We start from the raw sequence: 23,675 nt of genomic DNA, 5'->3' as shown, positions 1-23,675 counted from the left end.
GTTATGAAGATCCTCAAAAAGCTCCCCGTTACCGTTCTCTCCGGTTTCCTCGGAGCCGGGAAAACCACACTCCTGAATCACGTCCTGAATAACCGGGAGGGCCTGCGCGTCGCCGTGATCGTTAACGACATGAGCGAGGTCAACATCGACGCCTCCCTTGTGCGCGATGGCGGGGCAGAGTTGAGCCGTACCGAGGAAAAGCTCGTCGAGATGTCCAACGGCTGCATCTGCTGCACGCTGCGAGACGACCTGCTGAAAGAGGTTTCCCGCCTCGCCCGTGAGGATCGCTTCGATTACCTGCTCATCGAATCCAGCGGCATTTCGGAGCCGCTTCCGGTAGCCCAGACTTTCACCTTTGCCAATGAAGAGGGCGAGAGCCTGCAAGACATCACCCGACTGGACACGATGGTGACAATGGTGGACGCAGCGAATTTCCTCACCCAGTTTGAACAGGCTGACACACTGGCTGAGCGCGATCTCGCCCTCGGCGAGGAGGACGAACGCACCATCGCCGATCTTTTCATCGATCAGGTGGAGTTTGCCGACGTGATCATCCTCAACAAAACCGATCTCGTCTCCGCGGAGCAGCGCAACGAACTCAACGCCGTGCTGCGCAAATTGAACCCGGGCGCGCGCGTGATCGCGGCCGAACGCGGCAAAGTCCCTCTCAATGAGGTGCTAAATACAGGCCGCTTCGATATGGAGCGTGCGCAAAGCTCGGCGGGATGGATCAAGGAGCTCCAGGGAGAGCACACACCCGAAACCGAGGAATACGGCATCGGCAGCTTCGTCTTCCGCGCCCGGAGACCCTTTCACCCTCTGCGCTTTTGGAATTTCCTGAACGGCGAGTGGCCCGGCTTGCTGCGATCCAAGGGTTATTTCTGGCTCGCCTCCCGACACGATGTGGTCGCCTCCTGGTCACAGGCGGGAGGCAGCGGCGAGTATCGACCGATGGGCACCTGGTGGGCATCCGCGCCGCTCGACCAGTGGCCGCAGGAGGAGGATCTTCTCGCCGCCATTCGCAAGGAATGGCAGCAGCCCTTCGGCGACCGGCGGCAGGAACTCGTCTTCATCGGCCAGGAGATGCCGGAAAGAGACATGGAGGAGGCGCTCCGCGGCTGCCTGCTTGATGATCACGAGATGACACTCGCCCCCTCCGCCTGGAAGCACTTCCCCGACCCTTTCCCTGAGTGGTTCATCAAAGCAGCCTGAAGCGAGTTCCAGGATAACCAGGTCGCCCACGGAGCGGGTTCCCAATATGAGCAATCCGGATAACCTTTGGAACATACCGGATAACCAACCCGGGTTGCACTGAAACAGGAGGCGGGCGGATAGTTTTGCCATGAGTCTCCCGCCCTCCTCTCCCTCTTCACAGCAATGGGATGTCGTCGTCGCTGGCGGCGGCCCCGCTGGATGCACCGCCGCAATTTCCGCCGCCCGACAAGGCCGCCGCGTTCTCCTCATCGAGCGCACCTGCTCCCTCGGCGGCATGGGGACATCGGCTCTCGTCCCGGCATGGTGTCCCTTTTCAGACCAGCAGCGCATCATCTTCGGCGGCCTCGCCTCGGAGGTTTTCCAGCTTTCCAAGGAGGGTACGCCCCACGTGCCCGCCGATCAGATGGACTGGGTCGCCATCGATGCGGAACACCTCAAGCGCGTTTACGATACCCTCGTCACCGAGGCGGGCGTGACGGTGCTCTTTGACACCTTCATCGTAGGTACAGAGGTCGAGGAGCGTACGGTGAAAAGCCTCACCATCGCGAACAAACAGGGTCTCAGCAAAATCGAAGCCCGCATCTTCATCGATACCTCGGGAGATGCTGATGTCGTCGCCTTCGCCGGCGGAAAATTTGAAAAGGGAGAACCTGTCACCGGAAATCTCCAGCCCGTTACGATCTGCTTCGTCCTCGCCAATGTGAACGAAGAGGCCTATCGCCGGATGCCGGACACCCGCAAGTCCATCGACGGCAAACCCAGCCTGATGGACCAGATGATGGCGAAATATCCGCTCATCCCCGACACGCACTTTTGCAACAACATCGTCGGCCCCGGCTGCGTCGGCTTCAATGCCGGCCATATCTACGAGATCGACAATACCGATCCCGCCGCCGTCTCCCGCGCCATCATGGCTGGACGCCAGCTCGCCGCGACCTATCGCGATGCGCTGAAGGAATTCCAGCCCGAGGCTTTCGGCAACTGCCACCTCGTGCAAACCGGCAGCCTCGTCGGCGCCCGCGAAACCCGCCGCATCACCGGGGATTACACGCTCACCGTGGAAGACTATATTTCCCGGCGGACGTTCGAGGATGAGATTTGCCGCAACGCCTACTTCATCGACATCCATCTCACCCGCGAAGAAGCCGCGACGAACAAAGACTGGGAGGTGGCGATCAATCGCTTCACCCGATACGGTCCCGGCGAATCGCACGGCATCCCATACCGCTGCCTGATCCCATCCTCCTTTGATAACGTGCTCGTGGCCGGGAGAAGCATCTCGACCGACCGCATCGTGCAGGGCAGCGTACGCGTCATGCCGGTGTGTCTCGCCATGGGTGAGGCGGCAGGTACTGCCGCAGCCCTCGCCCTCGCGGAAAACGGCACTGTGCGCGACGTCGATACCGGACGCCTCCGCGACATCCTGCGCGAAAACGGCGGTTATCTGCCGGAGTACGAGCCCGCTACGTCAGCAGCCTGAGCGGGCTTTGCGCCTGATAGTCTCGCGGGGTGAGACCCGAATGGGCCTTGAACCAGCGCGAGAAATGCGAGAGCTGCTTGAAGCCCAGTTCCAGCGCGACCACCTTGGCGGTCACACCCGGCTCGCGCAGGCGGCGCACGGCGTAGTCCTGTCGCCGCCGCTCGGCAAAACCGCGCGGGGTGAGTCCCGTGTGCTTGATAAAGAGCCGATTGAGATGGCTGCGGCTCATACCTGCTGACGACATCAATCGCTTTTCCTCAAAAGGCTGATCCAAAGGTGTCGCCCCGAGCAGGTGCAGCACCCGCGTGATCCGGTCATCCTGGGCAGCAGGAACGAAAAGCGATGCTCCCGCCTGTTGCAAAACGCGGAACAAGGCACTCACCCACGGGATAAAGACGGTCTGGCTGTCGAGATAGTCGATCAACTCCAGCGGCTGGCTCAACAAGCTGAACCGCGGATCATGCAGCCGATCACGAACGAACTTCTCCAAAGCCCGCCCCAGGCGGGTGAGTTCCGCTTCCTCCCGGCTGTCGACCACGGCCGCCATGCTCTCGGGAATCACCTGCTGGCCCGTGTGCCAGTGCGCATCGAGATGAATGGAAAGGATCTCCGAGCCACGCTCAAACTTCAGATGGCTCGGCCCGTTACCCATGATCATCCACTGCCCGGGAAGCGCTACACTCACGAGGCCGCCACGCCGTACGGTCATGCGCCCCGAAACAAGCAATCGAGCCGTCACATTTCCCCGCTCCGAGGAAAAATCCAGAAACTCCTCCGCCACCCGGCCCCGGTAAGCCCAGATCAGGGAAACCTGGAGGTTTCGCCAGTTCTCAGGCAGCAAGGCGACCGATGCACCTCGGGGGGAAACTGGGGGGATGCGCGCCACGAGTCAGCTTATAACGCGGAGGGATGATGGGAATCAATGGCGCGCTGGAAGCCAGAGGGCCACTTGACGGAGTTTGAAAGAGATTCGTAAATACCCCCATGTCCAAAGAGAACACCTGCCCCACCTGCGGAAAGAAAGGCCCGTGGTTCAGCCACTCGTACGCGCCTTTTTGCTCCGAGCGGTGCAAGCTGGTCGACCTGGGACGCTGGCTCGGCGAGGAATACCGCATCGCCAGCCCGATCACGGCGGAGGATCTCGAGGAACTCGCCGACTTCGACGAAGGCGAGCTCAAACGCAGCGACGACGAACCCTAAAGTTTGCGCCAGTCAGGCAGCGGGCGACCGAGCGCCGAATAGCAATATTCCCTCACCATCTTGATACCCTGGCGCAGGGCTATGCTGCCAGAGGCCAGCAAGCGCAGGGCAGCGACATTGGGAGCGACGATGCTGGCGGCCATGAAAAGATCCGGCGTGGAGGAGTCCCGCATCATCGCCCGCAAATCCGCCAGCGCCCCTAGCCGAGGCGTCACCAGATAGCACGACGCATAGTAGGCATCGGGAAATACTTTGCGAAGCGCTTCGATGTTCTTTTGCTCCGGGGAAAGGTCATACCGTTCCCGTACCTGTAAACGGCCATCCACATACACCTCGGCAGCCCACTCCAGCCGGGCAAATGCATAGGACTCCGCCGACCCCACCCGACCGGGCGCGAGCGATTCGATAAAGAGCATTTCGGCATCAGTCTCCGCATTGATCCGTGTCGACTGCCTTAACCGCGATCCCTTGTGCGGAATGAAAATCTCCGGGCACACCTCCAGCCACGCCCCGGCCTCGACAGAGAACGTCTGGTTCACCGTGGCGAGCGCATCCTCCTCCCGCACACGAAAGGCCCGCTGCGCGCTGGGACTTGTTAATATCGCTGATGATCCCGCACGAGCCTCCACGGAAATGTCGACCACGTCGCCCTCTAGTAGCCCCGCCGTGCAATTCACCATCTGCACGATGAGGTGGCGACCGTCCCAATATGGCTTGCTCAGATGCATGGGCGCATGAAAGGACTGCCGACCGATATGCGTAAGGCCATTCGGTCCTCGTGCCAACTCAATCGCCAGGTGCCCGATCACACGAAACTAGACGAAGAGATACTCGCGCCGCAGCCAGTTCAGCAGATCGTCGCGCCCCTCGCCGGACTTCAGGTCGGCGAAGAGAAATGGTCGCTCGCCGCGCATGATTTTCGCATCACGGGCCATCACGTTCAGATCAGCGCCGACATGGGGAGCGAGGGTGATCTTGTTGATCAACAACAAATCGCTTTTGCGAATGGCCGGACCGCCCTTGCGCGGAATCTTATCCCCCTGCGCGACATCGATCACGTAGATGAACACATCGACCAGTTCAGGCGAAAACGTCGCCGAGAGGTTGTCGCCACCGCTTTCGATCAGGATGAGCTGGAGACCGGGAAAGCGGGCCTGAAGCTGCGCCACCGCCGCGTCGTTCATACTGGTATCGTCGCGAATCGCCGTGTGCGGACAGCCTCCCGTCTCGACTCCCATGACCCGATCGGCCTCCAGGGCCTGATTGCGCACCAGGAACTCCGCATCCTCGCGGGTATAGATGTCGTTGGTGACCACCGCCATGTTGAACTCGTTCCTCATCCATTCGCAGAGCCGCAGGACAAGCATGGTCTTTCCCGATCCCACCGGACCGCCGATACCGATACGCAGGGTTTTCATGAGATAAAGAGTCGTTCGTCGGAAATCTCGTGCCACATCGAGGCGATATCGACCACCGGGTCAAACCAACCGATTTCGGCACGCGCCACAGAGAGGGCCTGGTCCACGGCAGGCATCGCTCCGCCGAGCGCCGCCGTGAGCACGCGCTGAATTCCCTCCTGGCCGATACGGATCAGCTTCGGCGCCGCCGCGCAGTAGCCCGCGAGTGATTGATAAAGATAGGCCGTAAGCGCAGCCTTTACCGGGAGGCCGCTGCACGCCGCACCCCAGACCGATGCATGATGCCCGATCGCCGCATCGCCCGCCGCCCGGTCCTGGTAAGCTCGGATGATCGGGACCGAAGAAACCGCGGCAAGCATCGCCAGGCGTCTCCGTCCCGTCTGAAGACTCGCCGCACGCAGCTCCCGGGCGGGTCGCAGCGCTCCGGATAGATGATCCACCGCAAGAAGGTCTTCGATGTCATCGCGCTCCACAGCACGATGGGCTTCCGCCACAAGCGGCAGGTCAATGTGCGCGGCTGCGGGTATCACATGGTCGCTCAAAAAACCCCGGAGCGTCACCTCATCATGCACCCGTCCCTGCTGCACCATCTCCTCCATGCCGAGCGAGTGAGCATACGAGCCCGTCGGAAAGGTGGCATCCGAAGTCTGAAGTAGGAAGGCGAGGCCCGCCTGCTCCAGTTCAATCATGATGATGGTGATGATGCGCCGCCCCGGCGGCCACCGGACAGAAGACGGCCAGCGACTCAAAGTACGGAATCTGTTCGCGATCGAGCATTTGTTTTACGGCGACATCCGCCGCAACCCGTATCACCTCGTCCACGATCTGGATCGGAAAATGGAGGTTCCCCAGTTGCCACGCCACACGCGCCGCGTCCGCCGGGACATAGCCGAGAGGAATTTCGAAAACGGGCTCCTCCCGCTGGCGAATCGCATAGAGAATGCCCTCCTCTCGCAGCACGAAATCGCCATGGGAAAGCAAATGATCAAGGTCGAAACCAAACTCCCGACCGTCGCCCGCGATGGCGCGCCAGCGGCGTTTGGCGAGGACTTCGCGATCCACCGGGATGGGAATGATGCGATCCGATTCCGACCGGTGGACATGCAGATGATGACGGACAATTTCCATACTCAGAACAAAAAGTATCTCTGGGCCATCGGCAAGACCTCCGCGGGTGCACAGCGAAGCTCCACCCCGTCGGCCTTCACCGTGTAAGTCTCGGGATCGACCTCGATGCGCGGCATCGCGTCGTTCCAAAGCAGGTCGCGTTTGGTGATCCTGCGCGTATTGCGCACTGGCACGAGCCGCTTGCCGACACGCACCGCTCCAGCCAGCCCCTGGTCGAGCGAGGCCTGGCTCACGAAAGTCACCGACGTGCCGAGGCGCGCCCGACCATGGGCGGCAAACTGCGGCCGATAAAACATCGGCTGCGGCGTGGGAATCGACGCGTTCGGATCGCCCATGTTGGCATAGGCAATGAGGCCGCCCTTGAGCACGACCTCGGGCTTCACGCCGAAGAAGGCGGGCTTCCATACCACGAGGTCCGCGAGTTTGCCCACCTCGATCGAGCCGACCTCGTGGGCGATGCCGTGCGTGATGGCGGGGTTGATCGTGTACTTTGCGATATAGCGCAGAGCGCGGAAATTATCCGCTGTCGCGTGGGCAATTCCTGCAGCACTGGCGGCGAGTTTTCCAAACTGCACCTTCATCTTATGTGCGGTCTGCCACGTGCGGGTGATGGTTTCGCCGATACGTCCCATCGCCTGGCTGTCGCTGGACATCATGGAAAACGCTCCCAGGTCGTGCAACAGATCCTCCGCCGCGATGGTCTCGCCGCGAATGCGCGACTCTGCAAAGGCGACATCCTCCGGAATGTTTGAGTCGAGGTGATGACACACCATGAGCATGTCGAGATGCTCGTCGATGGTATTGACGGTGTAAGGGCGCGTCGGATTCGTGGACGAGGGCAGGACGTTGGCCTCGCCGCAGACGCGAATGATATCGGGTGCGTGCCCTCCTCCTGCGCCCTCGGAGTGATAGGTGTGAATCGCCCGCCCCTTGAAAGCGCGCAGCGTATCCTCAACGAAACCCGCTTCGTTCAAGGTATCGGTATGGATCGCCACCTGCACATCGAGTTCGTCCGCCACACCGAGGCAGCAGTCAATAGCCGCCGGGGTCGTGCCCCAGTCCTCATGCAGCTTGAGCCCGATGGCTCCCGCGAGGATCTGCTCACGGAGCGGACCGGGGGTCGAGCAGTTGCCCTTGCCGAGATACCCGATGTTGACCGGGTACTCGTCCGCCGCCTCGAGCATGCGATGGATGTTCCATTGCCCGGGCGTGACCGTGGTCGCGTAGGTGCCATGCGTCGGGCCAGTGCCGCCGCCGAGCAGCGTGGTCGTTCCCGCTGCGATGGCATGCTCGATCTGCTGAGGACAAATAAAGTGGATGTGCGAATCAATCCCGCCCGCCGTGACGATGCAGCCCTCGCCTGCGATGACATCCGTCGCCGCGCCGATGACCATCGTGATGCCGTTCTGGATGAGCGGATTTCCCGCATGCCCGATACCCACGATGCGGCCGTGCTTCACGCCGATGTCGGCCTTGATCACGCCCTGCACCGGATCGAGGATGAGGGCATTCGTAATGACCAGATCGAGACACTCATGATCCAGCGCCAGCGGCGACTGGCCCATGCCGTCGCGGATCACCTTGCCTCCGCCAAACTTCACCTCGCCGCCGTAGCCTCCATTCTCCGCGATCAGGTCGCGCTCGACCTGGATGAACAGCTCGGTATCCGCCAGCCTCACCTGATCCCCGACCGTGGGGCCAAACATTTCTGCGTAAAGCTCCCTGGTCAGTTTCATAGCGGTCCATTCACCTTTCCATTGAGGCCATAAACTTCACGTTTCCCGGCGAGAGCCACGAGTTCCACCTCACGCGTGTCGCCCGGTTCAAAACGCACGGCCGTGCCGGAGGGAATGCGCAACCGAAACCCTCGCGCTGCCTCGCGATCAAAGTCGAGCAGGCTGTTGACCTCGTAAAAATGAAAATGGCTGCCCACCTGTACGGGCCGGTCGCCCCGGTGGGTGACAACGATCGTTTTCCATTCAAGACCCTGATTGGCCTCATGGTGACCGTCTTGAGAAAGAATGATTTCGCCGGGGATCATCGGATGGGATTGTGAACTGTAACAAGTTTCGTGCCATCCGGGAACGTGGCCTCAGCCTGCACCTCGGCAATCATCTCCGGCACGCCCTCCATCACGTCCTCGCGCTTGAGGATGGTCGTGCCAAAGCTCATCAGCTCGGCCACCGATCTCCCGTCGCGAGCTCCCTCGAGGATCTCGTACGTCAGGATGGCGATGGCCTCGGGATAGTTCAGCTTCAACCCACGCTTTTGCCGCCGACGGGCCAGATCGGCAGCGACCACGATCATGAGTTTTTCCGTCTCACGAGGACTCAGGTGCATACGACATCATCATACGGTGAGATGCTCCCTGACAACTTCATCAGTGAGCTCATTCACCGACCCGCGTGCCACCACGCTTCCCCGGTCGAGGATGGCGAAGTTGTCGGCGAGTTCTTTACAAAAATCGAGATATTGCTCCACGAGCAGGATCGTCATCGACTTCTCACTGTGGAGTTGGTCGAGGGCATTGGCGATCTCCTCGCCCAAGAGATTGCCCTCGTGCGGGCCCTTTTGGCGAATGGCCTCGAACGTCCTGGAGAGCTCGGTAAAGGCGGCCGCGTTTCGCTCTGCGCCCACACGCCGCATTTCATTGATGTCGTCACTCAGTTTCTCGATCAGCGCCGGTTCCGGATAGTCGGATTCATCGCGCAACTTCTTGAGAAGCTGGACTGCCTCGGCCATAAGGCCGGGCTCATTGTGATGGCCGCCACGGCGCAGGAGCTTCAAGGCGTCGCCGATCTGATCGATGATGTTGGGCTGAATGCCCTCCGTCGGCTCGTCGAGGATCAACAAATCCGGTTCTGTGAGCAGCGCCCGCGCGATGGAGAGTTGCTGCTGCTGGCCTCCCGAGAGCATGCCCCCCTTGCGTGAAAGGAAGTCCTTCAGGATCGGGAAGAGCGAGTAGATGCGTTCCAGTGAGCGACCGGGCTTCTTGCCCTGGGCGATCGCGCCGATAAAGAGATTTTCCTCCACCGTGAGGTGCGGGAAGATACCGCGCCCCTGCGGGACGTAGCCAATACCCGCCCGCGCCCGGTCCTCGGCTGGCATCTGGGAAATATCCTTTCCCTTGAAAATGATGCAGCCGCTGGTCGGGCGGTGAATGCCTACGATGCTTTTCAGCGTGGTCGTCTTGCCTACGCCATTGCGCCCCATGAGGCAAAACACCTGATTCTCCGGCACATCGATGCTGACATCGCGCAGGATGCGGGACCCGTCGAGAGAGACGCAGAGATTTTTGATCGAGAGCATACCTAGTGTTTCTTTTTGCGGCCGAGATAAACTTCGATGACGCGCTCGTCGGCCTGCACCTGATCGAGGGAGCCATCGCAAAGGACGTGGCCCTGATGGAGCACGGTAACCTTGCTGCCGAGCTGTCGGACAAAAACCATGTCGTGCTCGATGACAATGATCGTGTGTTTCCCCGCCAGGCTGAGGAGCAACTCGCCAGTCTTGGCGGTCTCCTCGTCCGTCATGCCCGCCGCGGGTTCATCGACGAGGAGCAGCTCGGCATTTTGCGCGAGCAGCATGCCGATTTCCAGCCACTGCTTCTGCCCGTGCGCCAGTGTGCCTGCTTTCAGCTCGGCCTTGTCGGCAAGGCCGATCGTCTTCAGCACCTCGTGAATGCGCTCCCGCTGCTCCGGCTTGACCCGGCTGAAAATGGATGGCCACACGCTTCGGCTTCCCTCGAGACCGAGGAGGATGTTCTCGAATACCGTATGGTCGCTATACACACTCGGCGTCTGGAACTTCCGTCCGATGCCGAGCCGGTAAATTTCGTATTCCCTTAGCTTCGTCAGCGGTGTCCCTTTGTACTCGATCGTGCCGGTATCCGGGCGGGTGCGGCCTGTGATCAGGTCGAGGAACGTGCTTTTGCCCGCACCGTTCGGACCGATGATCGTCCGCAACTCCCCCTTATCGAGGTAGAAGTTCAGGTCGTTGATGGCCTTGAACCCATCGAAGCTCTTTGTGACGCCTTCCGCGGCGAGTAGGAACTGCTTGCTCATGACTGGGAATCCTTTGGCACTTGAGTTGCGGCAGCAGCAGCTTCTGCGGCAGCCTCCCTGGCTCGCTTATGTCTTCGCCAAGCCTCCTGGATCTGCGCGGGCAAACCAACAACGCCTCGCGGCATGAAGAGCACGACCACCACAAACATCGCCCCAAGAAAGATCGGCCAATACGCAGGGAATGCCTGGCTGGCCCAGCTTTTCAGGCCATTCACGCCGATGGCTCCAATGATCGGCCCGATAAGGGAAGCCCGTCCGCCCACCGCCACCCATACGATGGCCTCCAGCGATTTGGCGGGTTCCATCTGGCTGGGATTGATGATGCCGACCTGAGGCACGTACAGTGCACCCGCCAGACCCGCGATCATACCTGCGAGAACGAAGACGAAGAGCTTGAAATTCGCCGCCGCGTAGCCGGAGAAAAGCACCCGATTTTCACTGTCTCGGATCGCCCGCTGGACCTTGCCAAACTTCGTCAGGGTCAACCACCGGCACAGGACATACACCAGCACCAGTGCGACCGCCGAGGCGATGTAGAGTCCACGCTGTGTGCCAGGAGTGCCCAGGTCAAAGCCGAGCAGGGTTTTGAAATCGGTAAACCCATTGTTGCCGCCCAGCGTCAGCTCGTTGCGGAAGAAGAGGAGACACGCTGCATAGGTGAGCGCCTGTGTGAGGATCGAGAAATAAACACCCCGGATGCGGGAGCGGAATGCGAGATACCCAAAGATGAAAGCCACCACCCCTGGCACCCAGAGTACCGCGAAGGCGGCAAATCCAAAATGCGCAAACGGCTCCCAGTGCGCGGGCAGCTTCGTATACCCGAGGAAGACCATGAAGTCCGGCAGGTCGCTCTTGTATTGACCGAGCTTGCCGATCATCAGCATGAGGTGCATGCCGAGCGCATAGCCGCCAAGCGAAAAGAAGAGCATCTGCCCGAGGCTCAGCAATCCCGTGTATCCCCAGAGCAGGTCGATGCTCACCGCCACAATGGCCAGGCAGAGATATTGTCCCCACAGGTTGATATTGAAATCGCTCACATGGAGTGAACTCCCCGCCGGAGTGAATGCGTTCAGACCCGGGATGACCGCGATAAGAAACACCGCGACGATCGCTCCGATGAGAACCTCTTTTTTGGAAACTTCCTGTTTCATGACGTTAGTTTTCCAGCCCGCGTCCCTTGGTGGCGAAAAGGCCTGAAGGCTTCCACTGGAGGAAGAGGATGATGCCGACCAGCACGAGCACCTTTCCGATGACAGGATTTCGCAGGCCGGTTTGGAGTATCTGGTCAAGCGTTCCGATGCCGAGTGCAGAGATGACGGTGCCGATGAGATTGCCTACTCCACCGACGACGACAACCATGAAGGAATCGACAATGTACGTCTGACCCGTGCTCGGGCCGATGTTGCCGATCTGCGAGAGAAAGGCTCCTGCCAGCCCGGCCAGCCCGGAACCGAAGGCAAACGTGAGTGTGTTGACCTTGCGGGTCCGTACGCCCATGCAAGCCGCCGTCGTGCGATCCTGCATCACCGCGCGGATGAGCAGGCCTACGGGCGTCTTGGCCAGGAGGAGCGAGGTGCCCACCACGATGGCCACCGCAAAGATGATCACAAACACACGATTGTAGTTCATGATCACATCCCCCACGGAGAAGCTGCCCAGCAGCCATGCGGGGGAGTATACCGGTGCATTGGCTGGTCCAAAGATCAGGCGAAAGAGCTGCTGCATGACCAGCGATACGCCCCACGTGGCGAGCAGGGACTCCAGCGGACGACGATAGAGAAACTGAATGACTCCGCGCTCCAGCAAAACACCCACCGCCGCCGCGCTGAAGAAAGCGACGGGCAAAGCAAAGAGGAAGTAGCTTTGATAGATGCCCGAGTTTGAATCGAAGCCGAATCCCGGGATGTTCACGCTAATCCCAAAAGGTGCGAGAGCGACTCCCGTTCCGAAGATACACTGCACGAGATAGGTCGCATAGCCGCCCACCACCATGATCTCGCCATGAGCCATGTTGATCACACCCATGAGGCCGAAGGTAATAGCCAGCCCCAGCGCGACGACGAGTAGAACCGATCCGAGACTCACTCCGCGAAACATGGTGCCGAAGAAATCGACCCAGAAGAGATGGTTGTCGATTGCCTTCAGCGTAGACGCGGCAGCCGCCCTTACCTTGGGAGAGAGCTTTTCATCCGCAGCCATTTTGGCGACCAGCTCCCTGCTCGGCACGGAGTTCGACTTTTTCAACTGGTTCAAGGCGTCGATTTGCATTTTCGGATCGGGCGACGCGAGATTGATGATGGCGATGGCGTCGAGGATCCCGTTTTTGACCGCCTTGTCCTGTTCCCGCGCCAGGCGGGCGTTGAGAATGGGAAGCGCCTCGGGCGACTGTTTCATGCCCAGCTTGAGGATGGCGCTCTGGCGGGTGGCGGGCGCCGGATCAGCCAATGCCAGGAGATCCATGGTGGAACGCATGGCGCGACGCAGTTTGGCAAAGGTCTCCACCGGCTTCATGGTCGCCTCGTCCACCACGACGGGCGCTCCATTGGGCCCGACGAGAGGCTCTCCGTTGTCGATCCGCACAGCCTTGGAGCCAGAGCCGTCCGGCATAAGCATAAAGGGAATCCGCGCTCCGTCCGGAGCCTCGTAGATGTAGACCTGACTGCGCTGCCAGGCCTCGAAAATCGGCCCCAGGATGGGCGAAGGGTTTGCAGCCATGTCCTGTACGATCATCGCCTGCTCGCTCTCGGAGGCGAGGATGGCGCGGGCGGCGCTCTGGCGGGCCGAGCTCTCCGACTCGTCCGCCTGGACGAGAGAGGCAAATGTCATCGCCATTGCGGCGACAAGACAAAGTGAACGCTGGACGTATGGTCGCATCATGAAAGTTCGTTGGTTGTAAGCAAGATCAGTGCTCGGCCAGCGGGAGGAGTTCGGGTATCCTCTCCCAAACTCCTCCCCGATTCTAGCTACCGAATATGTGAGACTACTCCTTCACGAACGTTCCCTTGAGGAACGGCTCGGGGTAGACCTGTTTGAATTCCTCCACGATCTTGAACTGCCCGTCGGCCTTGGTTTCACCGATGTAGGTATTCTTCTTCGTGTGGTGATTTTTCTCCACCGTGTTGAGTCCATTCGGACCGTCGAAGGTGATCTTGCCTGACTCGAGAACCTCGCGGACCTTGTCCACATCAAAGGAGCCGGCCTTCTCGACCGCAGCCTTCCAGAGATAGACGCCGTCGTAGGAAAGCACCATCGGGCTGCAGGTCACGCGATTCGTGCGCTCGATACCCTGCACCTTGGCGGTCTTGAGCCAGTCAAAAAAGTTCTTCTTGAAGGCTGCGTTTTCCTTGGAGTCAATCGACATGAAGTACGCCCAGCAGCCAAGATGGCCGACGAGATCCTTCGTGGGCAGGCTGCGAAGTTCGTCTTCCGAAAGGCTCATGGAAACGACCGGGCAGTCAGCGGCCGTGAGGCCGGAGGCAGCGAATTCCTTGAAGAACGGCACATTCGAGTCCCCATTGATCGTGTTGATCACGCAGGCATCCCCCGTGGCAGCGAACTGTTTGATCTCAGCCACGATCTGCTGGTAGTCGGTGTGGCCAAAGGGCGTGTACTTGCCCGCGGAGATCACCTTGCCAGCCTCGTCCTTGCGCAGGCCGCCGCCGATGTTCTCGATCGGCACCCCTTTGGACAGGAGGTACTCCAGCAGCACGAGATTCGTGGTCTGCGGATATACGTAGTCCGTGCCGATGAGGTAGAATTTCTTGCGCCCATCAGCGAGGAGATAGTCCACCGCCGGGATCGCCTGCTGGTTCACCGCCTCCGCGGTGTAGAAGATGTTCTTTGAGAGTTCCTCACCCTCGTACTGTACGGGGTAGAACAGCAGGCCGTTGTTCTTCTCGAACACCGGGAGCACCGACTTGCGGCTCACCGAGGTCCAGCAGCCGAAGACCACCGCGACCTTGTCGACTTCCAGGAGCTGTTTGGCCTTTTCCGCAAAGAGCGGCCAGTTCGAGGCGCCATCGACCACGACCGGCTCGATCTTCTTGCCGAGCACGCCGCCTTTGGCATTGATTTCATCGAAGGCAAAAAGGAGTACGTCGCGCAGCGAAGTTTCGCTGATCGCCATGGTACCGCTGAGAGAATGCAGGACGCCGACTTTGACCGTGTCCTCGGCCGCACGAACCGGCGCCATTGTCCCGACGAGAAGGGACGCACCGACCGCCATGGCCTGAAGTGTTTGCGAGAGTTTCATAGTGAGTATTTCTTTGATGGTGAGTGGATTTTCTCGTGGGCAGTGCAGGAACCCGGGCGTGGAAGCACGAACGATGCCGTTTTGTTCGCTACCCTGGCGACCAGCCCGGGTTCTGCTGCCTAAAGTGGATCTAGAAGGACAACTTGATACCGATGTTGCCGGTCACGAAGTTGTTCGCAACGTTGTTCGGGATCACAACATCATTCGTGTTGTAGTAGGTAATACCGCCATGGAGTTCCCAATCCCCCGGGAGGTAAGGAATCGGAACGCTGCCATTGAGGCCGAGCGCCGTGTAGGCGTAGCCTCCGCCACCGCCGTGGTAGTCTTCCGTACAAAGGCCGAGGGCCGCGGAAGGCGTGATGGTGAACTTCCAGATCTTGAAGTTGTAGCTAATGTTAGGAACAAAGAATGTTCCGTTGTGTCCGCCACCGCCTTCAGCCGCGCCGGGATCCACACGATTGTGGAACACGATGGACGGGTTGAGGAAGTTGTTGTTGGCGTATTTCAACGCGACATCGAGGATCTGCTCGGTCTCACCGCCGTAATTCCATGCCTGGTAGAGCACGGTGACGGAGAAGTCCTTGTACCCATACGACAGGCCCGCCCATACATCGACCTCCTGAAGGTAACCGCCGATGGTGGATGGCGCGTTATTGTTAACGTCCCACCAGGTACCGGCTACGACACTCAGGCCCTTGATCGGCGAGGCCCAGCTGATCTCGCCCGATGGGTTGAATACACCTCGGCCCCAGCTGGTGCCGCCGCCCCATACGTCCGATCCGTAGGAAATAAAGTGGCTGTTCAGGTCAAAGGACAGCCAGCCGGTGAAAGCAGGCTTTTCTTCTTCAACCACCGCCACTTCCTTCTGCGCCGGCGCCGTGGTGGTTCCGGCGAAGGCAGAGCCGACAGTCATGGTGCCGACGGTCAAGGCCGCCAGTGCACGCAATGATTTCATCTTTAGCATTGTTTCGTTTCCCTTTGTTTTTTGGTTGTTGAGAAGCGACCGGACTTTCGTTCGGAAGCTGGCATGCCAAAAAGCAGCGGGCGGGCCACCCAAGCGCGTTTTCCGCGAAGTTTCCGTGAATCGGGCAATGCTGTCCGCGAATCGGGAAATGCCGCCTGCGCGGTGAAAATCTACTCAGCGAAAAAGCTGCAACTGTCGCAATCTGCTCCGGGCAGCGCGTCCGATTTTGATCGGTTCGGCACACCCGGTGAGCGATAAATGCGCAAGATCGCGCGAGATAACAGTCAATTCCTTCAGATGGCTCGTATTGACCATCAGAGATCTGTCGAGCCTGATGAAACGGGCGGCCGGGAGGATGCTCTCCCACTCATGCATGGTGCGATCGGCGAGAATCGAGGTGCCATTTTCCAGCCAGAGCGTGGTGTAGTTTCCATCGGCCATCACATGGGTCACGTGATGGACCAGCACTGCCCGCAGCCCGCTGCTGGTACGCAGGAAGATCGGCGAATCCTCATCGAGAGCCGATACGGTTTTCTCCGCAGGCTTCGGCAGGTGGTGCCCGAGACGAGCCAGCGCGATCTCCAGGCGATCGGCAAAGATCGGCTTCAAGAGGTAATCCACGGCGCCCACTTCAAACGCCCGCACGGCATACTCGTTATACGCTGTCACAAAGATAATCTCCGGCACGGGATTGATCAGCGGCAGCAAGTCAAAGCCGAGTCCCCGCGGCATTTGCAGATCGAGAAAGAGCAGCGACGGACTCAGCTCCGCACAAAGCTTCGCCGCCTCGCTCACGCAACTCGCCTCCCCCAGGATCTCCACCTGCGAGTGAGCCTGGAGCAGCTCGCGCAGATGATTCCGCGCCGGCGTCTCGTCATCAATGATCAGCGCTCGCCAAGAAATCATGGCTCCATCCTCTGGCGCAGTTCGTAATCCTGCAATCGTTTGTCGTAATCGTGATTCATCTGAATCTCGACCAGGGCAACCACCTCGCCATGCCGCTCTCCGATTTCAAACCGATGCGTCCCGGGATAAATTGCCTCAAGGCGGCGACGGAGGTTCTGCAACCCGGAGCCAGACGGCTGATTTTTACGCGGCTTGCGCAGGGGCAGCCAGCGGCCGGTGTTGCTCACCTCGATGCGGAGTGCATGCGGCCCCGTCTCGGCCGCGATGCGCACCTTGAGCGGGGGATTGCAGGTTTCGCGCCCGTACTTGATGGCATTCTCGATGAGCGGCTGGATGATCACTCCGGGCACCCCGGCAGATCGCGCCGTCTCCGTGACGTTCATCTCGAGAATGAGGTCGCCGCCGAATCGCGCTTTTTCGACCTCGAGGTAACTCGCAATGGCATCAATCTCCGCCCCGAGCGAAACAAAGCCCTCGTGACGACAGGAGAGAGAATACCGCAGATAGTCCGAAAGAGATTTCACCAGCTCGATCACCCGGGGATTTCCCTTCCCCTCGCTCAGGATCGTGTTGAAGGCATTAAAGAGAAAATGCGGGTTCGTTTGAGAGCGCAGCATCTGTAGTTCCGCCTCGTGCCGCAGCTTCTCCGCGCGAAAGAGCAGCGCCGACTGCTCCCGTGTCTGCAATAGGCCGCGAAAGGAAAGATACAAACCGCTCCAGGAAACAAACAACAACGCGCGAAGGCAAAAGATCAGCCCCAGCATATGGGAATTGCTGAAGTCCTCCTCAGACAGATGCAGGCTCTTCTGCAATACCGCGAGCGAGGCGACGTCCAGCGCTGCCGTCATCACACAGATCAGGACGATGAGCGGAGCCGCAGCCCAGACCTCGAGCCTTCCAATGGGGGTGCGGCGATAGATTTCCCGCAGTCCCAGCGTGAGAAAAAAACCTGTAAGCTCCCTCACACACGTGATGAGAAAGGCCGTGCTGATGTCGGTGTAGATCGTGAAATTGATCGGAGACGAACACACCGCCCACCCCAGCCAGCCGCAAAGTTGCAGCCGCCAGAAGAGCGGCAGCTTTTCCAGGCCCCTCCAGCGATGCGTATCAGAGCCTTGAGAATTCTGGACGGCTTGTGTCCATGCAAGATCGACCGAGGGACCATATGTCTCCCGATAGCCTCCCTCGTTGCTCCGCGCCGCGCCCTCCACGGAGAAGGATGTTTAGGAAGGAACAAAGGCCAAGGCAATAGAAGAGTATCTCGCCTCCCTTCGCCTGCCGACTGCCAGGTTATCGGACGCTCGTGGCACCCGGAGAGGTTCCGGGCGCCATCGAAGGAGCTCCCGCCGAGGCAAAGAATATCCTCTCCCTGTCAGCCCTCCACTCCGCGGTATCAGAGACAACGGTGGTGACGGGGTCCACACTCCAGGGATGTCCCTGCAGCGCCAGCGATACAGTCACATGGGAAACTCCCGCCTTTTTCGCTATATCTCGCTGGGTAACATTGCCATTCATCGCTTGGGGGGATTTCTCATTTCAGTCCTCCTTACCGCCAGTCTGCAAGGAATCATCTTTGCCGATCCCTTCCTTTCTCAAAAGTCATTGCTCCCCTCGGCAGCATACACTAAGCGTTCAACCTAGGCCTTCAGGAACCTAATACCTGCGGGCTCGACCTCTTCAAAATGCAAATCCCAGAAAATTCCAAAATCGTCCTTATTGGCGATTCCATCACAGACGCCGGGCGAGATCCGTCCGGGGAGAGTACTCCATGGGGTGCTCCCGGCTTTGGCAACGGATATGTCGCCCTCATCAATGCCTGCCTCCAGGTCTGGCATCCCGAGCGCCGCTATCGGGTGATCAACCGCGGCACCAGCGGCCACAATGTACGCGACCTCGCCGCTCGCTGGCAGACCGATGTGCTCGACTTGAAACCCGACTGGCTCTCCATTGCCATCGGCGTCAACGATGTCTGGAGGCAATTTGACATCCCTCTCCGACCGGAGAACGCCGTATTCCCCGAAGAATACGAATCCACCTACCGCTCCTTGCTGGAGAAGACCCGCCCGCACGTCAAAGGACTCGTACTCGCCACGCCCTTTTTCATTGAACCCAATCACTCCGACCCCATGCGTATCCGCATGGACGAGTACGGGGCCATCGTTCGCAAACTGGCAAACCAGTATGACGCCGTCCTGGTGGACATGCAGGCTGCCTTTGACCGGCTCTGCGAGCACACCCACCCAATGGCCATCGCCTGGGATCGCATACATCCCGGCCACGTGGGTCATCTGGCTCTCGCCCGCGCATGGCTTGAAGCCCTGGGATTTACCTGGCGCTGAGGCCGTCTGGAGTTTCCTCCCGGCGCGGAGCCTTCGCCTCTTAGCGCCGGGCAGGTCCCGTGCTCCCGCGCTGGACCAGCGTGGGAGTGAGACGGATGTTCTCGGGTTTGACCGGATACTCCGTTCCGCGGAGATGCTTCGTGACGAGACGCATCGCCTCGCGCGTGTAGCGCTCCACATCCATCTCCATCGCAGTGAGGGCGGGAGCGGTGAAATCGCACAGGGGCAACTCGCTGGCAAACGTGATCACGCTCACATCCTCGGGGACACGGATGTTTCTCTCACGCAGTGTTCGCAGCACCGCCAGGGCACCCGTCCATGCCGTACAAAACACGGCCGTGAAGCTGCCCTTCCGCGAGTCGAGCCACGCCCCGAACCTATGGTACGAGCCCGTTAATGAATCCGTGCCCGAGGGAACGGAACAATCACTGATCAATTGCTCAAATTTCGCTGTTCCGCGCTTCTCCATGGCTTGCTTCCAGCCCTGCATGCGCGCAGTTGACGACGGGTTCGAGGGTTCGCTCAGCATCACCAGGATGCGGGAATGTCCGAGCTTCTGCAAATGCTGCGTAGCAAGACGACCTACCGCCACATCGTCGACCCATACAGAGTCCCTGTGCACCTTGGCCGGTTTGTCACGGAGAAAGACGACCGGCTTGCGAGAGCCATTAAATGCCTTCACCTGATCCGCTCCCATCTGGAGGTCGCCGAGGACAATGCCGGCATCGGAATTCTGCAATGCGTGCTCGAGGTTCAGATCATTGATCGAGCTGTAGATATGCACCCCGAATCCGAAGTTCTCCTTCAGGCCGAGCTCATAGATATGATTCGTGATGGAATCATAGTCCGGTGAGGACCACAGCGGCCGGATGAGAGTCACCCGGAAATCAGGTCGCGCTCCGATCCTCGCCACAACGAGACGCTTCTTTCCTGCAGGACGCTCGATGATCCCCTGCTGGCGCAGACGTTCCAGCGCCTGGGTGATCGTCGCCTGGGAGGCTTCATATTGCTCCTTGAGCTCCGCCACGGTCGGGATCATCTCTCCGGGCGATAAAAATCGGATTTGCTCACCGAGCAGTTTGGAAACCTTGAAATGCTTGGTGCTCAGTACGGGCGCGGCCATGTGATTAGTTACCACGAATGCCGACTCCCCTAGTGCTGTCAACACTCAAAAGCTCTGACGAAGATATTCGCGAGAGAAATTTTGTTCATATCGACTTAACCTCTTCGATTTATCTGCCCCGCTCTCGGCTACGGATTTTCCTCAGAAATCACCATAAGGCAGACCTGTCCGCCACAGGCGACCGGGTGCACGAATCGGATAGCATATTTATCCAGAATCCGCTACATTGACATTACCGGTATCCCTTTAGTGATCCATGACGACCCTTCACCGTCATTTTTTGGCCTCCTCCGGCCTCTGCCATCGGCAGGTTCGGGACCATGCCGGGCATCAGCCTGGTTTTACGGCCTCCGTGGGGCAACCCGGGGCATTCCACCGCCTTCCCTTTCCCTCGTATTCATGAAACGCTGCACGCTCATCCTCGCCCTCCTGGCTTCCCTCACGCCGTTCCGCCTGCCCGCCGCTGATGCCTCCGACAACGCCGCGATCGCCGCGATCGGAGAGGCCTACGTCAAGGCCTTCAATGATGGCAATGCCAAGGCCATCTCCGCCTTCTGGCTGCCCAATGCCGACTACATCGACCTCGATGGCGTACATCACAAGGGACGCGAGGCGATAACGAAGCTCTTTGCGGATTTCTTTGCCGCCAACAAGGGCGTGCAGGTCCGCATCGATAGCGAGGCGCTTTCCTTCCCCACTCCCGATACCGCCGTGGAGGATGGCCTGAGCGTCGTCACCAACGCCCAGGGAGGCGCCCCGAGCGTAGCTCGCTATTCAAATCTCTTCGTCCGCAAGGATGGCAAGTGGTTCCTCGCTACCGTCCGGGAAACCCCCGCCGCCACCTCGGATCGTTCGACGGAACTCGGCGCTCTCGGCTGGATGATCGGCGACTGGCAGGCCGTAACCAAGCAGGGCGAAAAAGTCCTCCTCTCCGTCGAACCCGGACCAAATGGCAACTTTCTCATCATCCGTCGTACCATCCTCAGCAACGACACACCGGTCTCAGGCAGCGTCCAGTGGATCGCCTGGGATGCGTCGACGGGTGGTGTGAGATCTTGGGACTTTGAGGATGATGGGGGCTTCGGCGAAAGCCAATGGAAGCCGCAGGGCGACGCCTGGACGGTCGACTCCGTCCATACGCTCCGCAATGGGACGAAACTCTCCTCCTCTCAAACTCTCACACCCAACAAGAATGGTTCTGTCACCGTCACGACAGCCAACCTTGCCGCCGGGGACCAAAAAGCCGGCACGCCGGAGGACCTCGTTTTTACCCGCCCCACTCAAAAGTAAACACGCCATGAAAAAGCAGATTATCCTCTACTCCATTATCGCCGTTTCCTGCGCAGCGCTCCCCGGCAAGCTTCTCGCCTGGGGTGCCTGCCGGTCGGGATCAGGTTCCTTTTCCGGCGGAGGCTCGTGGAGTCATGATTCCTCGGTCAGCGGCGGCGACGGCAGTTGGAATCGCTCCGGCTCGACCTCATATACCAGTCGCGACGGACAAACCTATTCCGCAAGCAGTTCCAGTTCGGGACAGTATGGCAATGGCTGGCACACTGGATCGGGCAGCTACTCAACCTCTGGAGGGGGCTCCGGAAGTTGGAATAGCGCCGGGTACCACTCTCCGACCTATGGCGGATATTCGACTTACCACTATGGCACCGCCAGTTACGGCGGCTGCTATGGAGGCGGCTTCAGCGCTGGGTATGTCGCCCCGGCGCCCGTCGTAGTTCCCGCTCCGGTCGTAGCTCCAGTGCCTGTGGTCTCCTCGACTACTGTCGTGGTCGCGCCGACTCCGGTACCTGCCACCACGGTCGTCGTACCCGCGCCCATCGTGGCTCCGGCGGTTGGCGTGGCAGCCGTACGCGTCGGGCCGTTTGTCAACGCCGGTTATTACCGTCGCTGGTAGGGCGGAACCTCTCCGCCCTTACCAGCGAGGTCTCTCTATCAAACTTTTCTAGTGGCTGTGGCCGCCATGGCCGCCGCCACTTTCCTCCGTGCAAATGCAGGCATATTCCGCACGGTTGCATTTGCCGCACGTCTCGGTGTGGTAATCGATGCGGAAGTTCTGCGGCTTGGCCCCTTCGGTCGTGCGGATTTGCAACACGATGCGGTATCCATCGCCCTCGGGTAGCGCCGTCTTGGAAACGAACTGGTCCGCCGCCTTCTCAAACTCGAGTTTCTCTTTTCCCGCCGGAGCCTCGGCTACCAAGGTGACAATCTGCTCCGCAGCGTTCACGGGCTTCATGTCTTCTCCGTAAAAAACCACGGATACTCTGCGGTCGGACTGGACGAGGAATTCCGCATGGCCTCCCTCGACCTCGACGACTCGACCACCTTTCGGTCCAGGAATGGTCTTCCCGTGATCATGACCGTCAGCGGCAAATACTGTGGAGACGAGAACGATGATGGCTAGTGCAGATGTCAGGAGTGTTTTCATAGGTATGGGTTTGGGTTTACTGGTTCGGTCAATTTACGGGCTTCACGGTGATCTTCCCTTTAGGAGGAGCCTCGTCGGCCGGAAGATCGAGAAAGGCGAGATCGAGCGCATTGCGCCATGCCTGGAGGATCGATGCATTGCGGCTTTGCAGCGCGTCGAGGTACTCGTGATGGATTTCCACGAGCAGATTCACCCCCAGGGCGCCGACGCGATACTGTCGCTCCGCCAGGTCGGCCGCAGCCTGAAGATTTTGCACCAGCGTTGGTGGAATGGCCTCCACCACTTCCTTGGCCGCAGCCAGGGCCGCGCGTCTCTGCGCCTGCTCTCGCGTCCACTTTCGCCGGGCATCATCGGACAGCCGCTCACGCGTCTTGTCTGGAGCCGCCCCGTAGGTCGCACCGGGCCGGGTCATTCCCGTCATCGCATCGTTTGCTCCCAGGCCCTCCCGTGTAAACCATCCACCAACTGCGAATGCCTCGATCTCAGCCGCTGCCCCGCCACCAGCCAGCCCCCGGGCGATCTCCGCTTCGCGGATCTTCAACAAAAGGGGGCGCTCGACCGCATCGACCTCCTTTTGCGCTGGCAACCCAAGGCCGCCGGAAATCTCCAGCGATTTGCCCGCCTCTCGCCCGAGCAATCCATTGAGACGGGTGCGCAGATATTCCGCACGCACCTTCGCCTCCGCGGCTTCACGGATGAATGGCAGCGCCGCACCCTCAAGGATACGGCGTTCGATCAGCGCTTCGACACCTGCTGCAGGGCGTTCCTCCAGCATCTTGACCAGCGCCCCGATGCGATGAGCTATGTCGGCCGCCGTCGCCGCAGTTTCCACTGCAGACTGATATTCCACCGCGCCAAGGCGCACCTCGCTCTCGAGCACATAACGAAACTCAGCGAGATACAGCCTGGCCATATCCCGGTCGAGATTGAGTACCGCCCGGCGCAGCTCCGTTTGCGAAGGGAAATCCAGCGGTTGCAAAATTTCCGGAACCGGGACTTTCGCGGGCTTGGGCAATGCCGCCACCTGCTCCTCGTAGAATCTTAACTCGGGATTTCCGCTTAACGCCTGTCGCGCCAGCTGGTCAGGAGTCAGCGCCTCCCCGAAAACATTGCCCGCCAGGGTAAGAAGGATGAAAAAACGCTTCATGT

General features: G+C 59.9%; 25 protein-coding genes. 6 read left to right on the top strand and 19 right to left on the bottom strand.

Annotation, left to right across the window (positions count from 1 at the left end):
* Positions 1-3: 3 nt before the first annotated feature.
* Both zigA and TSACC_RS01840 read left to right on the top strand, forming a co-directional pair.
* Positions 4-1,212: a zinc metallochaperone GTPase ZigA gene (gene zigA, locus TSACC_RS01845; RefSeq protein WP_075077704.1), complete on the top strand. Its 1,209-nt coding sequence runs from the start codon at positions 4-6 to the stop codon at positions 1,210-1,212.
* Between the two features lie 130 nt (positions 1,213-1,342).
* Positions 1,343-2,695, top strand: a complete 1,353-nt coding sequence (locus tag TSACC_RS01840; RefSeq protein ID WP_075077703.1) for an FAD-dependent oxidoreductase — start codon at positions 1,343-1,345, stop codon at positions 2,693-2,695.
* Here TSACC_RS01840 and TSACC_RS01835 read toward each other — a convergent pair.
* A complete protein-coding gene (locus tag TSACC_RS01835) occupies positions 2,679-3,581 on the bottom strand; it encodes an AraC family transcriptional regulator (RefSeq protein WP_153811203.1) in 903 nt (300 codons plus the stop codon). The genes TSACC_RS01840 and TSACC_RS01835 overlap by 17 nt on opposite strands.
* A 98-nt stretch (positions 3,582-3,679) precedes the next feature.
* Between TSACC_RS01835 and TSACC_RS01830 the strand changes: the two genes are divergently transcribed.
* Positions 3,680-3,895: a DNA gyrase inhibitor YacG gene (locus tag TSACC_RS01830; RefSeq protein WP_075077701.1), complete on the top strand. Its 216-nt coding sequence runs from the start codon at positions 3,680-3,682 to the stop codon at positions 3,893-3,895.
* On the opposite strand, the gene TSACC_RS01825 is transcribed toward TSACC_RS01830, so the two are convergent.
* The 15 genes from TSACC_RS01825 to TSACC_RS01755 all read right to left on the bottom strand — a co-directional run bounded on the left by TSACC_RS01825 (position 3,892) and on the right by TSACC_RS01755 (position 17,838).
* Positions 3,892-4,704, bottom strand: a complete 813-nt coding sequence (locus tag TSACC_RS01825) for an urease accessory protein UreD (protein ID WP_501211789.1) — start codon at positions 4,702-4,704, stop codon at positions 3,892-3,894. The two genes, TSACC_RS01830 and TSACC_RS01825, sit on opposite strands and share 4 nt — an antisense overlap.
* A 6-nt stretch (positions 4,705-4,710) precedes the next feature.
* Entirely contained in the window at positions 4,711-5,313 is a 603-nt protein-coding gene (gene ureG / locus TSACC_RS01820) for an urease accessory protein UreG (protein ID WP_075077699.1), read from the bottom strand.
* Entirely contained in the window at positions 5,310-6,002 is a 693-nt protein-coding gene (locus TSACC_RS01815; RefSeq protein WP_075077698.1) for an urease accessory protein UreF, read from the bottom strand. Before TSACC_RS01815 ends, ureG begins: the two co-directional genes overlap by 4 nt.
* Positions 5,995-6,441 (bottom strand): urease accessory protein UreE, encoded by a 447-nt coding sequence (locus TSACC_RS01810; protein ID WP_075077697.1) that lies wholly within the window; start codon positions 6,439-6,441, stop codon positions 5,995-5,997. Before TSACC_RS01810 ends, TSACC_RS01815 begins: the two co-directional genes overlap by 8 nt.
* Positions 6,442-6,443: 2 nt before the next feature.
* Positions 6,444-8,177 carry an urease subunit alpha gene (gene ureC, locus TSACC_RS01805; RefSeq protein ID WP_075077696.1) on the bottom strand — a complete coding sequence of 578 codons (1,734 nt, stop codon included), beginning with the start codon at positions 8,175-8,177 and terminating at the stop codon, positions 6,444-6,446.
* Positions 8,174-8,482: an urease subunit beta gene (locus tag TSACC_RS01800; protein WP_075077695.1), complete on the bottom strand. Its 309-nt coding sequence runs from the start codon at positions 8,480-8,482 to the stop codon at positions 8,174-8,176. The genes ureC and TSACC_RS01800 overlap by 4 nt, the downstream gene beginning before the upstream one ends.
* Complete coding sequence (locus TSACC_RS01795; RefSeq protein ID WP_075077694.1) at positions 8,479-8,781, bottom strand: urease subunit gamma; 303 nt, start codon at positions 8,779-8,781, stop codon at positions 8,479-8,481. The genes TSACC_RS01800 and TSACC_RS01795 overlap by 4 nt, the downstream gene beginning before the upstream one ends.
* A 9-nt stretch (positions 8,782-8,790) precedes the next feature.
* Positions 8,791-9,750, bottom strand: a complete 960-nt coding sequence (locus TSACC_RS01790; protein ID WP_075077693.1) for an ATP-binding cassette domain-containing protein — start codon at positions 9,748-9,750, stop codon at positions 8,791-8,793.
* Between the two features lie 2 nt (positions 9,751-9,752).
* Positions 9,753-10,505, bottom strand: coding sequence for an urea ABC transporter ATP-binding protein UrtD (gene urtD, locus TSACC_RS01785; protein ID WP_075077692.1), 753 nt, complete (start codon positions 10,503-10,505; stop codon positions 9,753-9,755).
* Complete coding sequence (urtC, locus tag TSACC_RS01780) at positions 10,502-11,656, bottom strand: urea ABC transporter permease subunit UrtC (protein WP_075077691.1); 1,155 nt, start codon at positions 11,654-11,656, stop codon at positions 10,502-10,504. Before urtC ends, urtD begins: the two co-directional genes overlap by 4 nt.
* A gap of 4 nt (positions 11,657-11,660) precedes the next feature.
* Positions 11,661-13,382: an urea ABC transporter permease subunit UrtB gene (urtB, locus tag TSACC_RS01775; protein WP_075077690.1), complete on the bottom strand. Its 1,722-nt coding sequence runs from the start codon at positions 13,380-13,382 to the stop codon at positions 11,661-11,663.
* 103 nt (positions 13,383-13,485) lie between these two features.
* Positions 13,486-14,757 (bottom strand): urea ABC transporter substrate-binding protein, encoded by a 1,272-nt coding sequence (urtA, locus tag TSACC_RS01770; protein ID WP_075077689.1) that lies wholly within the window; start codon positions 14,755-14,757, stop codon positions 13,486-13,488.
* Between the two features lie 130 nt (positions 14,758-14,887).
* Positions 14,888-15,712 (bottom strand): hypothetical protein, encoded by an 825-nt coding sequence (locus tag TSACC_RS01765; protein WP_153811202.1) that lies wholly within the window; start codon positions 15,710-15,712, stop codon positions 14,888-14,890.
* 183 nt (positions 15,713-15,895) lie between these two features.
* The gene (locus tag TSACC_RS01760; protein ID WP_075077687.1) at positions 15,896-16,627 is read right to left on the bottom strand and encodes a LytR/AlgR family response regulator transcription factor; all 732 of its coding nucleotides are present in this window, start codon (positions 16,625-16,627) and stop codon (positions 15,896-15,898) included.
* Positions 16,624-17,838 (bottom strand): sensor histidine kinase, encoded by a 1,215-nt coding sequence (locus TSACC_RS01755; protein WP_075077686.1) that lies wholly within the window; start codon positions 17,836-17,838, stop codon positions 16,624-16,626. The genes TSACC_RS01760 and TSACC_RS01755 overlap by 4 nt, the downstream gene beginning before the upstream one ends.
* Before the next feature lie 471 nt (positions 17,839-18,309).
* Between TSACC_RS01755 and TSACC_RS01745 the strand changes: the two genes are divergently transcribed.
* On the top strand, positions 18,310-18,966 hold the full coding sequence (locus TSACC_RS01745) for an SGNH/GDSL hydrolase family protein (protein ID WP_075077684.1): 657 nt from the start codon (positions 18,310-18,312) through the stop codon (positions 18,964-18,966).
* Positions 18,967-19,006: 40 nt separating this feature from the next.
* Here TSACC_RS01745 and TSACC_RS01740 read toward each other — a convergent pair whose 3' ends face one another.
* Positions 19,007-20,089, bottom strand: a complete 1,083-nt coding sequence (locus tag TSACC_RS01740) for a substrate-binding domain-containing protein (protein WP_075077683.1) — start codon at positions 20,087-20,089, stop codon at positions 19,007-19,009.
* A 399-nt stretch (positions 20,090-20,488) separates the two neighbouring features.
* Between TSACC_RS01740 and TSACC_RS01735 the strand changes: the two genes are divergently transcribed.
* Both TSACC_RS01735 and TSACC_RS01730 read left to right on the top strand, forming a co-directional pair.
* The gene (locus TSACC_RS01735) at positions 20,489-21,379 is read left to right on the top strand and encodes a YybH family protein (protein ID WP_075077682.1); all 891 of its coding nucleotides are present in this window, start codon (positions 20,489-20,491) and stop codon (positions 21,377-21,379) included.
* Positions 21,380-21,386: 7 nt separating this feature from the next.
* On the top strand, positions 21,387-21,995 hold the full coding sequence (locus tag TSACC_RS01730; protein WP_075077681.1) for a hypothetical protein: 609 nt from the start codon (positions 21,387-21,389) through the stop codon (positions 21,993-21,995).
* Positions 21,996-22,043: 48 nt separating this feature from the next.
* Here the strand turns inward: TSACC_RS01730 and TSACC_RS01725 are convergent, their stop codons facing one another.
* Together TSACC_RS01725 and TSACC_RS01720 are read right to left on the bottom strand one after the other, a co-directional pair.
* The gene (locus tag TSACC_RS01725) at positions 22,044-22,526 is read right to left on the bottom strand and encodes a hypothetical protein (RefSeq protein WP_075077680.1); all 483 of its coding nucleotides are present in this window, start codon (positions 22,524-22,526) and stop codon (positions 22,044-22,046) included.
* 28 nt (positions 22,527-22,554) lie between these two features.
* A complete protein-coding gene (locus TSACC_RS01720; protein WP_075077679.1) occupies positions 22,555-23,673 on the bottom strand; it encodes a hypothetical protein in 1,119 nt (372 codons plus the stop codon).
* Positions 23,674-23,675 lie beyond the last annotated feature (2 nt).

The sequence above is a fragment of the Terrimicrobium sacchariphilum genome (assembly GCF_001613545.1).
GTDB classification, from domain to species: Bacteria; Verrucomicrobiota; Verrucomicrobiia; order Chthoniobacterales; family Terrimicrobiaceae; genus Terrimicrobium; species Terrimicrobium sacchariphilum.
The sequence above is the reverse complement of the archived record's forward strand: the minus strand, read 5'-3'. Positions and strand labels throughout refer to the sequence as shown.